Source organism: Pseudoalteromonas sp. T1lg65 (assembly GCF_051930985.1).
Taxonomy (GTDB): domain Bacteria; phylum Pseudomonadota; class Gammaproteobacteria; order Enterobacterales; family Alteromonadaceae; genus Pseudoalteromonas.
In genome coordinates, this window is sequence record NZ_CP196837.1 from 2,780,419 (window position 1) to 2,794,184 (window position 13,766).

8 protein-coding genes are annotated in these 13,766 nt (G+C 42.3%); 1 reads left to right on the plus strand and 7 read right to left on the minus strand.

Translation table 11 applies throughout. The features are described from left to right. Nucleotides 1-18 precede the first annotated feature (18 nt). From ACSLBF_RS12265 to ACSLBF_RS12280, 4 genes are all read right to left on the minus strand, one after another. On the minus strand, nucleotides 19-531 hold the full coding sequence (locus tag ACSLBF_RS12265) for a YfiR family protein (protein ID WP_440053673.1): 513 nt from the start codon (nucleotides 529-531) through the stop codon (nucleotides 19-21). Then, on the minus strand, nucleotides 528-2,489 hold the full coding sequence (locus tag ACSLBF_RS12270; protein ID WP_440053674.1) for a TonB-dependent receptor plug domain-containing protein: 1,962 nt from the start codon (nucleotides 2,487-2,489) through the stop codon (nucleotides 528-530). Before ACSLBF_RS12270 ends, ACSLBF_RS12265 begins: the two co-directional genes overlap by 4 nt. Then, nucleotides 2,486-3,688: a diguanylate cyclase domain-containing protein gene (locus tag ACSLBF_RS12275; RefSeq protein WP_440053675.1), complete on the minus strand. Its 1,203-nt coding sequence runs from the start codon at nucleotides 3,686-3,688 to the stop codon at nucleotides 2,486-2,488. The genes ACSLBF_RS12270 and ACSLBF_RS12275 overlap by 4 nt, the downstream gene beginning before the upstream one ends. A 231-nt stretch (nucleotides 3,689-3,919) precedes the next feature. Then, complete coding sequence (locus ACSLBF_RS12280; protein WP_440053676.1) at nucleotides 3,920-4,744, minus strand: M90 family metallopeptidase; 825 nt, start codon at nucleotides 4,742-4,744, stop codon at nucleotides 3,920-3,922. 116 nt (nucleotides 4,745-4,860) lie between these two features. On the opposite strand from ACSLBF_RS12280, the gene ACSLBF_RS12285 reads away from it, so the two are divergent. Then, nucleotides 4,861-7,197: a DEAD/DEAH box helicase gene (locus ACSLBF_RS12285; RefSeq protein ID WP_440053677.1), complete on the plus strand. Its 2,337-nt coding sequence runs from the start codon at nucleotides 4,861-4,863 to the stop codon at nucleotides 7,195-7,197. A 277-nt stretch (nucleotides 7,198-7,474) separates the two neighbouring features. On the opposite strand, the gene ACSLBF_RS12290 is transcribed toward ACSLBF_RS12285, so the two are convergent. From ACSLBF_RS12290 to ACSLBF_RS12300, 3 genes are all read right to left on the minus strand, one after another. After that, the gene (locus ACSLBF_RS12290; protein ID WP_440053678.1) at nucleotides 7,475-10,348 is read right to left on the minus strand and encodes a TonB-dependent receptor domain-containing protein; all 2,874 of its coding nucleotides are present in this window, start codon (nucleotides 10,346-10,348) and stop codon (nucleotides 7,475-7,477) included. 579 nt (nucleotides 10,349-10,927) lie between these two features. Then, nucleotides 10,928-11,263, minus strand: coding sequence for a hypothetical protein (locus ACSLBF_RS12295; protein ID WP_440053679.1), 336 nt, complete (start codon nucleotides 11,261-11,263; stop codon nucleotides 10,928-10,930). A 146-nt stretch (nucleotides 11,264-11,409) separates the two neighbouring features. Further along, entirely contained in the window at nucleotides 11,410-13,743 is a 2,334-nt protein-coding gene (locus tag ACSLBF_RS12300) for a DNA polymerase II (protein WP_440053680.1), read from the minus strand. Between the last annotated feature and the right edge of the window lie 23 nt (nucleotides 13,744-13,766).

The window sequence follows — 13,766 nt, forward strand, 5'->3', positions numbered from 1 at the left end:
TGCTGGCTTTTTTAATGCCTAACGCACTTCAGATGCCAGCTTTAGTAAATGCGCACTAAAGTTTAACCCCCGCCGCTTTGCACTTGTCAGATTGATTCTGAAGCTCAAGTTGTTAGTTCCGGCAATTAAACCTATAACAGCGCCTTGGCGAAACCCTTCACTGGTGTCAGCCACAACCAAAATCGGTTCATCATCAATATGCTCCAACCAATATTGAGTTTGTTGACGACTTTGTTGACTTAAAAAAAGCACGTTACAACTTTTAACTTGTCCGTTAACTGTCAACTCTTTTACCGTCCCCCGATACAACTGTTTTTGCCCAAGAAGAAGGTCTACAATCGCTTTATAAAGTTCATGATTTCCAACCACACAGAAATCCAAAGCACCATTTCCAGATTCTGGCCATTTGCTAAATTGACTAAAACGATACAAAAATGCAGCTTTAAGTTCATTCTCACTTAGCGTTTGAGCCAGCCCTATTCCTGAGCTACAAGCAAGCAGCAATATACTTAGCAGCCAGCGACTTATCATTTATCCCAACTCCAACGTATGGACAAATGTACCTGCCTAGGCCGCTGTACAAAAGGAATTAGACTATCGTCGGTAATTTCAAGGATTGTTTCGTCAAACACGTTTCTGACACCTAAGGCAATAAATAAATTGTCATTTGGCTGCCAGCTAATACTTGCATCATGACTGGTATAACTCGGTGATGGTCCGGCTATTGTTTTACGTTCGCTCACAGCCCGAGAGTGAACACTAAACGTAAAGTCTGGTTGCCAAAGTGGCGTGCTAAACCGTAGCTGACCGATAAAATCAGGAGAGTTTTGCACCGGTAGCCCACCCTGAACTTCCGTTTCTTGCAATGCCATGCTCGCCACCATAGTCGCGCCATTAGACCAACGTTTATCAACTCCCGCTTCAACCCCGATACTTTTGATGGGATAAGAGTTGAGATAGCCAGGGAAAAAAGGCGGTTTTCCGATCAGTTTGTCGGTTCTTGCATAATACAAAGAGGTAAATGAGGTAAATGAGGGAGACCATCTCTGCATTAAGCTGATCTCACTATATTCTGTAGATTCGTCTTGTGGTCTGTTGACGCCGCTGGCTAAATTATTTGTTCGTTCTAAAAAGTTAGCCACGCGATAAGCTCGACTGTGTCGTAAAATCATACTTTGTTGCGCAGCGAAATCATATTTGAAAGAAATACTGGGAGACCAGCGTTTTGAGCTTGAATTCGAATTATCAAACCTCAAGGCCCACTGAACTCTTAACTTTTCAGACAAACGCCATAAATCTTGTACATAAGCACCATAGCGAAACTCATCCTCGCGGCGCCCTAAGCCGTTTTCTTCAGGTATTGAGGAACGGATCACAAATGACTGACGATGATCTCGTTGCAGATCTACGCCGAACATGATTTCGTGATTATCAATCCCCAGAAAGACTAACTGCCCATCAAGGTTACTCCAACGCCCAGCATTTTCAGGGCGCGAAAAACCAGTGCTACCATCGGGAAAGTAAATTGGAATTTCACGTTCGAAGTTATTTGAATGAGTTGAAGCTCGAATGTAAAAGTCGATGTCATCCGTTAATTTATCATCATAACTTACTGACAGCATATAAGCAGAGCTTTCTATTTCCACAGTTTCCGGATCAGCCAATTGAGCGAAGAAGGCAAAGCTATCTGCATAGTCTCTTTCACGTTTAGAGCCTGCTGCTTGGAAAGTAAAACCCTGACGCTGATGATTGAGCATAACTCGAGTACTTTTCTCACCATTTAAATGCTGCCATGCCAATAAACCCGGTGGCAAGTTTTGCACTGCAAAGCGTATATCGTCGTGCTCAGTTTGACTCACAGAAAACCAGCTATCGGCACCAGATTCTGAGCGATGACTGATGGTAAAGCGTGCATGTTTTCGATTATCGTTAGTGAAGGAAACAGATGCGTCGATGTCACCCAAAGAGGCAGAACTCTTGGTCACAATGTTGATGACACCTAATAATGCGTTGCTACCATAAAGCGCAGCGGAAGCGCCTGGTGTATATTCCACTCGTTCGATCAGTTCTACATCAACAAAGAACTCCCCCCCAAACTCTCCTGCATCAAGTAAGTTTTCATTAATACGAGTCCCATCTAGAAGAAATAGAATCCGAGAATTATAATCCCCGGGCCGTCCGATTCCACGGGCCCCCACGTAAATAAACGAGCTATCATCACGCGTTGTAATACCCACAAACAGTGCAATGATATCTGCCAAAGATTGTAAATTGTATTGCTTAATGTCTTTGTCACTGATCACATGAGTGACAGCCATGCTATTGCCACTTGAGCGCTCTATACGAGAGGCTGTTGATTGCTCGATGTTTTTTGGCACTTGATTGAGCTGCTTACTAAGCAACTCTTCTAATTCAGGAACTTGCTCAGACTGACAGTATGCAGCTGATGAAAAGCAACCAAATAAGAGTAAAAAAAAACGTAAGCTCATGCTGAAACCTTTTTACTATAAACTTTGAAGGTGTTTTTCCCTGCGCGTTTTGCTGCATACATGGCATCATCGGCACAGTTCAGTAACTCCATTGGCGTCACGGCATCCACTGGCGCGTATGCAAGGCCAATACTAATGCCAATAGGCATCACCGTATTTTTTACTATGATTGGTTGATTTATATTTTCGATGATTCGACCAGCTAAGCCTTCCGCATTGCGCTCAGATTCTATGTCAGGTAGCAGCAGCGCAAACTCGTCACCACCTAAACGGCACAACAGGTCATTACCACGAATAATATTACTAATGCGATTACCCACTTCAATAAGCGTTTCATCACCGGCTTCGTGACCGTAGTTATCATTAACGAACTTAAAGTTATCTAAATCAATAAACATGAGGCAACTTAATCTCGGTGGCTCTTCTAAACTACCTGTAACCTCCTTTAACATTGAGTTAAACGCCACCCTGTTGGGTAATTTGGTGAGCGGATCGGTGCGAACCATCTGCTTTAATTGTTGCCCCTGCTGCTGCTCTTGCTCTAATTGCTGACGTAATTCTTCTTGAGAAATATCCACCCGTTTTAGCAACTCATTAAAGCTTCGTGTCAAAATACCGATCTCATCATCCCGTACCACCTGAGCTCGAAGCTGAAAGTTATGCTCTTTGGATACACGTTGTGCCAAATTAGTCAGTGATAAAAGAGGAACTAAGGCCGTCCTCTGCACTCTCGTAAGCATAAATGCAGAGACCAAAAATAATGCTGATATCATCAATGCCAAAAAGCCAGTTAAGCGCAAAAACCAATACAACAGACCTGTAAGATCGACGACCATCACAACGTCTCCCTCGTATTGCTCCTGTATCTCCACCGGTTTGTAGAGCAACATCTTGAGCCCACTATAGATACGCGTTGACTCACGGCCACTTTGTGCCATCACTGATCCTGAAGGGATGTATTGGTTACTGTTGTATTGTGCAAACAATTGCCCATTTGGTTTTCTTAACCCTAAAAACAGCACATCTTGCTGCTCACCAACTAGAGCTAATTCTTTGGTTGCACTGTCCTGATCATTGAAAACCAACATAGGTGCAACATTATGCGCCATCTGTAATAGGTTAATTTCCGCCGTTTCAGCTTGTCTATCTCTCACCATAAACCAAAGCAGAATCGAAATTAACGTGAATACAAGCAGCATACTCACCGCCATTACTGATAAATTGAGTTTGGTTAAACGAGTAATTAAAGACAGCGATGGACGTAATTCAACCAAAAGAACCTCACAAAACAACAACTGTACTAATTAATCAAATATAGATTAGAGTTCAATAAATGGCAGCAAAATGTCGGGATAAATCGATAGAATTTGTTGAATTTTCGCAAGTTTCCTAAGTTAATTGGGATTATACTCGAGTTAGTGTGCCAATCATTAAAGCCACTCTCTGGGATCAAATAAATAATATTCAACAAGCAAATTAAATAACTCTGGGTTTTCCTGCTTCAATTGATGCGGCTTCTCAATAAAAGTCTCGGTAACAACCGCAAAAAACTCTGCCTCATTGGTCGCACCATATTCGTGAATGGTATGCGGCATCTGATAGGCAATCTGCATTTTTAAGTGCTGGTAGGCACGGCTAAACACGCTTGCCCAGTCTTGATAAGAAATAGAGTTAGGTAACTCAGGGGTGCCATTGGTGTTGCCTGTTTGCTGATCTAACTGATGGGCAAACTCATGCAAAACTAGGTTATGACCATCTTGAGGCAAACGATTTCCCTCAAGCACATCATGCCAGCTAAGAACTAAAGTCCCTCCTGGCCAAGATTCCCCTTGACGAACAACATGATGAAAACTCACCAGACCAGCCTGATCAGTGTGTGTCTGGGGAGCATAGTAACTGCTGGGATACAGCAAGATTTCTTTGACGTTTGGATACAACGGCCATTGCTTATTTAGTACTAACAAACAGGCATCTGCAGCTATAACAAGGCGCATTGCCCGGTTGACTTGCAATCCATCTCGTCCAAGCACGCGCTTTTCTCCCAAAAACCAAACGATATGGCGTTCAAGCTTTGCTCTATCAGCATCGGTCATATTACGATAGGCGGTGACATAGTTGTGTAAGACTACTTTATCTGCTTGATTCAATGTTGTGTGACGGTATTTTCGCTGCCAGTGATGACGCATCAGCACTTGCCAATTCCAATAAATCCCCACAAACAGCGAAAGGCCAATAATTAATAGCAACTCGAGCATCGTATTGGCCCCCATTAATTGGCCGAATTTGGAAACACTTTAGATTTATTGGTACTTGGCTCCCCCTTTTCAACGGACATTTGATAAAATTCCTCAAAAAGCAGCTTAAACCCATCATGACACTGCCAATAGAAACCATAAAAGATCAGTTTATTACTGAGCTCACATCGCGTTCTGCCATCGTCGTCAGCGCCACGACAGGCTCTGGGAAATCGACTTGTTTGCCTATTTGGTCAACGAACTTTGGCAAGGTTTTGGTTATAGAACCACGGCGTATCGCTTGTACTGCTCTAGCCAACTATGTATCCCATTTACAACACTCTCCTTTGGGTGAAAAAATAGGCTATGCGATCCGCTTTGAAGGACAGTTTTCAGAAAACACCGACGTCATCTATGCAACGCCAGGGGTGGCACTCAGGTGGTTTTTAGAAAACGCTCTTGCTGACTTTCAAGTGGTGATGCTAGATGAGTTTCATGAACGTCGTTGGGATATGGACTTACTGCTCGCGCTGTTAAAAAAGCAGCACAAGCATAAGTTAATCGTAACCTCCGCCACCTTGCATAGCCAGAAACTCGCCAACTACCTAGATACCACTACTTTAGCAAGCGAAGGCAGCTTGTTTCCTGTCGAAGAAATGTTTTTCGCCGCTGATAGTCGCAAAATGCCTAGTAAGATAAACCTCGCTGAAAATGTCTTTGAAGCTTGCCGACAAGCGTTAGCGAAGAGCTCTGGTGACATTCTAGTGTTTCTTCCGGGTAAGGCAGAGATCCAAGCATGCCAAGCAAAGCTTCAGTCGCTACCGACGATAGTCATCGGGTTATACAGCGGTTGTACTCAGCAAGCTCAAGACGCTGCTTTAACACAGCAATCTCAGCGTCGGATTATTCTCGCAACTAATGTCGCAGAAACTTCCCTGACTATTCCCAATGTGACTTGCGTGATTGATTCTGGCCTTGAACGTCGTACTCACCTCCGTCAAGGTAAAACGGTTTTAGGGTTAGATGCCATCGCACGCGACTCAGCCAAACAGCGTCGAGGTCGTGCAGGTCGAACTCAATCAGGGATCTGTATCCGTTTATATGGAGCGCATGCGCCGCTGCTGGAACGAACACCGCCAGAAATCCAGCGAGAGTCCCTCACCGAATTGGTACTTGCAGCCGGATGTGCCGAGTTTGGTGTAAGTGACTTAGCCTTTATCGATCCTCTTCCCGAAAGTTCATTACAGAGAGCACTTGGCCAGTTGCAAAAGCTAAAAGCCATTGATGAACAAGGGATTGCAACTGAACTGGGGAGACAACTATATCCCCTACCCGTTGACATTGAGTTTGCCTTTATTATCTCCCAAATCGGTTCAAATACGCTTCGTCAGGCTGCTATTGATTTACTATCGCTACTCTCTGTTCCTGCCAAAGTTTATCAACTACCAAACGATGCAGAAAAAGTTGAACAGTTAAATAAACGCTTTCCACACGGCTCCGATTTTGAAATAGCGATCGCTGCGGTGCGAGATCAAACTGACGGCCTAATAAGCCTTGAACCTGAGGCAATTAAGGAAGCGAAGTTGTTTAGCGAACACCTTCGTGCTGCTTTTTCGTTACCTGAGCTTAAATATGCTGCCAGCTATAATCATGAAGCACTCGTGTTAGCAATCGCCGAGCTTACCCCTGAAAACATTTTTATCAACAAGTCCAATCGCAGAAACGGCTTTAACAACGGTCAGGTTGAGGTTATTCCAGCCAGAGAAACCCGCATCTCTGAAAAAGTAGATGCGTTATTAGTACTCAACACCTATGCGCTAGCGGGCAAAGGCACTAAACAAGCAATGACTCTGGCGACGTGTAATGCACCACTTTGCGCAAAACAGCTTCAAAAATTAGCAATCGGTGAACTACAATTTTCATCTGCCATCATCGAAGGTGACAAACTGAGTATTCAATACCAACGGTGTTATGCCGGCGAAGTCATTGCTCAGCAGGTAATGGAGCCGGCATCAACCGCTGACTTATATCTTGCTGTCAGCCATTTAATCACCGAGCAGCTGTTATTTCCAACGCTCATAACTGAGCTCCGTGAAACTATAGAATACACAAAACTTTATTATGAATATCATGATGTTGAAGAAAACACTCCAACACTTGAGCAGCACCTTCACAACCAGCTAGCGGCACTTGGCGTTGAAACGTTTCAGGACCTCGAACTTCTCGAACCCGAAGATTTTGCATTTACACGAATAGATGACTGGAAACTTGAGCCTTTTAAAGAAAGCCACCCATTAATTCTTACTCTACCTAGATTACAAGCTAAGGTTAACTATCACTTCAAAGGTAAAAGAATCGAACTTGAATATTTATCGGGTGAACGTAAAGATGCGCCAAAACGGTGGGAGCTACCAGCTTGGAGTGGCTTTAAAGTCCGCTATAGAAAGGCGAGTAGAGTTGTGGATGTAAAATAAACCTAGGGCATATTCGCAACAAAAAGCCACTTTCGAAAGTGGCTTTTAGATATTAACTGACTGATTTTAAGACTAATATCCCTTTTTACAAAATCAAGTGCTTCTTGAGAGGCTAACCTTTACCCAGATATTTAAGCGGATTGGTATTAAAAAGCGATACATAATACACACAATTGGATCGCCTAGCTCAACGAAAACAAATGGATTTGTAAAAAAAAGCCCAAGGTTAACCTTGGGCTTTTAGTATCTTTGTTATTAATTAAACTGTTGGTATTTTTTAGAACTTGTAGTTCACACCAAGAGTTAATGTACGACCATCAAGGTCGAAGAACTCACCATCATCATAATATGTAGGATGTCTTGGAGGCTCAACATCAAATACATTTAATAAACCACCACGTACTTGTAGATCGTCATTAATGTTATAACGAGCAGTCAAGTCAACTTTAACGTATGATTCAATATCGTTATAGTTGTTGTCTTCTGGCGTCCACTCTCTATCATTAACAGTCGCATGTCTGTAGTTAGTAGTTAACGCAGCAGCAAAGTCTTCATACGAGTAGTTTACAGTGAAACGACCTTTCCAACGAGGGCGGTGTACCTCACCTTGATAATAACGCTCGTCTTCAGCTTTACCTGTAGTATTTAACATACGCTCTGCTGTGTAAGTCGCTACTAGGCGGAAATCAAATTTACCGTACTCTGATTCTAGACCGTAGTTTACTTCAACGTCCGTACCTTCAACTGTGCTGTTCGCTGCATTGATTGGTTTCTCGTAGAAAGCTGTGATTTCAAGCGTTGTAGGATCACGCTCGATAAGTTTACAGTATTCGTTGTCTAGAGAATCTAGCTCATAACAGCTCGATACAATTGTAGAACCTGTTGGGCTAGTGATTTGCTGCTCAAGTTCAAACTTCCAGTAGTCAACTGTAATACTTAAATCTTCAATGAAGTTTGGCGTATAAATGAAACCGATTGTGATATCGTCAGCAACTTCGTTATCTAGGTCTGGGTTACCTACACCAAAGCCAGAATGGTTAGTTTTCTTCCAATCATCCGTTGGTGCCCAACCAACTGGGATACCAGCTGCACGACAGTTGCGCTCGATGTTATCTTTGTATTCAGTGGCATTATCAATGCGGCCTTGCTCACAAGGGTCACTGAAGCTTCTGAATGTTTCAGCTTTAGCACTGAACAACTCATCGATGTTAGGAGCACGAACAGAACGAGAACGGTTCAAACGAACACGGAAATCATCATTCATCGCGTAGTTTAAACCCACTTTCCAAGCATTATCTGTGCCTGTTGTTGAGTAATCCATGTAGCGATATGCTAGTTCAACGTAGAAGTCTTGTACGAACTCGATGTCAGCAATGATTGGAACTGAAACCTCTGCAGAGTACTCAGTTACATCAAACTTACCTGTTAGTGCTTCAGTTTGGTTGTTGAAAATCAAACCTTTACGCATCAGCGCGTCAGGAGCTGTGTCAGAAATTTCTTCGCGGTATTCGAATGAGAATGCAGAAGCCACTGGACCTGCAGGAAGTTCAAATAAGTCACCTGCAACAGTTAGACCTGCAACTGACTGTTTAACACGTGCTTCACGCGTTGCATCTGTTGTTACATAGTCTAGCGCTTCTTCTGATGCTAGACCTCTACCCCATATATTTAATGGAGAACAGCCTGATAGAGCACCAATCACTTCACCGCTCTGATCACGGTCCGCACACACAATCTCACCGTTAAGCATAACTGCGTCAAGAGAGTCATAGAAACGCTCAGTGATTAGCTCACCTTTCCAAGTTGTACGTTGTTTGGTTTGACCAATTTGAACGTATGCGTCATAGCTCCAAGTATCAGTTAGTTCACCTTCGAACGATAGTGCCGCACGAATGTTTTCACGTTTCTGATCATAAACACGGTTACCTAAATCTGCTGCTAGGTAATACGCGTTATAAGTTGACATGTCACGGTCAGCAAAGAATTGACGAGTTTCATCGCTGAAAAACGCATTATCTGCACGCATTCCACGTAGCCCAAAGAATGCCGGAGAGCTCTCACCGTAAGCTGAAGTATTTGAGTACATAAACTCAAAAGCCATACGGTGCGCATCGTTAATATCAGCATTGAAGTTAGTAGCAACGTTAATACGCTCAAGTGGCGTTCTTACATAACTGTGTTCTAGGAAGTTATATCCATCACCTTTACCCGTGTAGTAAGACAAGTTACGGCTGCCTGGCGTGGTACTTTCAGGGAAGAACTCACCGGTTTCAAACGGACGGATAGAACCGTCATCAGCAAATGTCCAGTGACCGTCCGCTGTGAAGAAATCACCCGTTTTGTTATAAACAGCTAGTGTGGAACCACCTTCTTCACGGCCATTAAGAATAATACGACCAGGGATACCATCGGTTGAATTTACGTTGTTTGGGTGGTCAATTGATAGTACAGCATCTCTGATAAAGTCACGCTGGTCACCGCGTAGCTGCTTATCTTTGGTATATGAAACGTTACCAATAAAGCTAAATGTGTCTGCTTCTTTACCGAACGTGAAAGATGCATAAGAAGATTCACCACCGCTTTGCTCTGGATCTCTGGTTGAAGCATCTACTTCAAAACCATCGATTGATTTTTTAGTAATGATGTTAACAACACCCGCGATAGCATCAGAACCATAAACAGCTGACGCACCACCTGTTGAAACTTCGATACGCTCGATCATTGCAGTTGGGATGTTATTCAAGTCAACTGCACTTGATGTAGGAGAACCAGCAACGAAACGACGGCCGTTTACAAGTACAAGAGTACGGTTGATGCCCATACCACGTAAGTTAGTGTTACTTAGACCATTAGCGAATACGCTGTTATTTGTTGTTTCTGGAGAAAGACCAACAGTCGCAGAAGGCAATTCTTCAAGAAGGTTAGCTACGTTTGTGATGCCAGCATCAGTAAGAGTATCACCAGTGATTACTGTTACTGGAGTCGGAGACAATTCACCAATACGCTTAATTTTAGAACCCGTAACTTGAATACGTTCAACTTCTTCTTTCTCTTGCTCTTCAGCGGCAACTGACATACTTGCAAACGCAGTAGACGCTGCACCAAAAGCGATCGCTAAGCGAACAGCTTTAGATACTTTATTGTTTAACATTGATTTCTCCCTGGGGATTGTTCGAATTCACGAATCAAAAATATTTATTTTTTTTGTATTAAGTTCCATTTGGGGAACTTAAGCGCGTTCATATTAACATCCTCGCAAAGACTGGGTCAACAACTAATTCATCAAAAATACCGAATAAAGACACATCTTATACATATCACACCACTTAGAAACATTGCTAACCCAATGAAAAAATAAAGGAAACGTAAAACCAAACCAACAACAAAATAAAGTCAAAAATTAACAAAGAAAACATTTAAATGATCTCAATTTCTAAAAACACACACAAATAAACCAAAAAAAGCATTAATTCCAATTTCAAAATTCAGAAAAAACCAGATTATCCTTTGAAAGTATTTCAATGAAATGGCTAACTACCCTGAATACGTTTCCAAAAAAGTAACAAGCATTTCAAGGTTTGGGTTGGAAAAATATCAAACACCCAATCAACCGAAACAAAACAAACGTACCGATTAAGGAAATAATACCGTGACTTCTTTGTAAACAAAAAAGGTCTAAGCTTTCGCTTAGACCTTTGAGAATCAATGTAAACCTAACAGGTTGTATTATTTAGAGGCTAATGCTGTATCCAGCAAAGACTTCACGTCCGATGTGACCTGCATTATATAGCGTGTCACTAACCCAAAGACCATCGTCGTCTCTTACAATGCCTTTGTCGAACAAGTTACGAGCACCTAGCGTAAATGTACCAAATGAATCGGTATAATATTTTACGTTAAGGTTATGCGTTACATAAGTTGGGTTATGATTTTCACCAACATAGCGGAAGTTTTCAGGGTTTCCATCACGAAGATCTAAGTAGTCATCTTCATAAGTCGAAGCGATAACATCCAGCTGACTAAAGTAACCGAAGCTGCGGTTATGTTGCCAATTTTGAACCGACAAAACTCTTCAATGTCTAGAAGAAAGCACTGCTATTTGGTTGCTCTAAGTAAGAACTTACCAATCAGGTAAGCGTACATTTACTCATTAAAATTGATCGCTAATACGAACTGCCATTAACTGGCTTTAACTCTGTTTACCTAAAGAGCTCAGAGGCTGAGACTTTGTTGACCATCAACGCTAAAGTCATTCGCCGATGTATTAGGAAGCATTAGATAGATTGGCAAGATCTGTTTGTCGATATACTGGTGATAGTCAATGTCATCAAAGTTGTCACGAAATGCATACTTAGGACCAGATAGGCTTAAATAATAAGGAACTTGCATGCCCTTTTTGACTTCATGTAACCAACCTGCGTCTAGTGCCGCTTTTGCAGCTCGCACTTGCGGTGGTATGTTTTTTGTGTAGGCCTCTAAAGGTTTACCTAAACGCTTTTTATAAATGAGTTTATTGTCGACCTCGCCTTTTATTATCTTGTCTATATACTGCTGTGTCACTCGTTTGACGTCGACACCATTAAATAAAGCCTCAATTACATCTTGTTGATATTCTTTTGCAATTTCAGTCCAATCACTGCGAACGGTTTCCATTCCCTTGAACACCAGCCGGTCGCTACCTTTACTAGATACCCGCCCCACGTAGCGTTTTTTAGAACCCACTTCTTGTCCCCTAATCGTAGGCATAAAAAACGGGCTATAATGCGTTTCAAACTCCAGTTCCAGACAGCTTGCGATGTTGAATTTCTGCTGAAGATATTCTGCCCACTTGGAATTAACCATTTTCATGAGCGTGTTACCTACTTCATTGCACTTAGTTTCATCAAATTGCTCTGGTACCTTTACAAACGTCGAATCGGTATCACCATATATTACTTCATACCCAAGCTCTTCTATCCAGATGCGAGTTTGTTGCATGATTTCATGCCCCCGTTTAGTTATCGAACTAGATAACCTCGGGTCGTAAAAGCGACATCCCTTTGATCCAAGTACGCCATATAAACTATTCATAATAATTTTTATCGCCTGAGACAACATCATATCCCCAGATGATTTTGCGCATTGTCGCGCTTCGGCCAGAGATTTCACTAACTTGGGAAGATGGTGAGCTGTACGGCTAAATACCCCATCATCAAAACCGTCAATGGCGTTCTTCGGTGCTAGCAACCCTTCGATTAAGCCCATAGGGTCGATAAAGAAGGTTTGGATAATCGATGGGTAGAGACTCTTAAAATCAAGCACTAATATATTTTTATATAGACCTGGCTTAGAGTCCATAACATAACCACCGGGACTTTCAAACGTAAGGCCATGCTCTCCCAAGTTTGGCGCTATATAGCCACTTCTGTGTAACAGTGGTAGATATAGGTTAGTAAAGGCAGCCACTGAGCCACCCATTCTTTCTAGCTCAAGACCCGTTAATTCGGTTCTAACAATAGCAAAATCAAGCAAATTCAACTTGGAAAAAATATCCAAAACCAATTTGCAATCTTGCAAGTTATAACGGGCCAACGAAACTTTATCCTCTTTGAACATACGAATAATTTCATCTACCCGGTCGTCTTGACTGATCAACTTGGCTTGGCCTAATACTTTTTCTGCAACGAAGCTCAGTTTAAATGTTTCATAATGATAAGTGGCATTCTTCATCGTATCTATGCCATCGAGTAGCACACGCCCAGCAATCAATACTCTGGTGTAATTGCCACCGGAAACTTGCATTACTGAACCATCTTTACCCAGAGTGAGTTCCACTCCCAAAGCTTGAGCTCGCTGGTCAAGCACGACGGCGTCAAAATCAATGACATTCCAACCAATCAAAACATCTGGATTGAATTTTTGCACTTCATCAACAAAGGTTTCTAACAGCGCAATTTCGTCTTCCACCCAAATAATTGACTCTGTACATTGCTGAGCTTGGCCAATCATAATCACACACTGATAATCAGAAGCAGCCAGACCAATTGAAAACAACACGCCATCTAAGTTACATTCTATGTCAATTGACAGTACGCGCATTGTTGGCCGAAAATCATTACAAGGCTTGAGCTTAGCCTCAGTAATTTCGAGGTATCCGTCACGTTGTTCTACATTGCCTTTAACCCAAGCTCCCCCCCGAATAAAACGCTCCATTAAATATCGATCGGCATGTCGGATATCTTCTTCATAGAGGTCAACGTGGTTTTGTAATAGTGACTTAGCGTCATAGAAGTTTTTTAGCTGGGAAAATTTAATGGCTTGAACGGGTTGTTGATTAAAATGCTTAAGTTTTGGCTGGGTAAACTCTGCTAAGATCTGTGCTCGCTCTAGCAGTGATTTGGCTTTCTCGACTTGTGATTGGGGAACAAAAAACAAAGCCTGCTCATTTTCCACCCAAACCTTCACGGTTTCTGACGCTGTTTTTAACCAGTAACAAAGGTGCAACTTACCGTTTTTTTGTAATTGCTGGCGAGACAAAATAAAGCCCTGATATATCGCTTGTGCCAACCTGATTCCCACCCTAAAATACA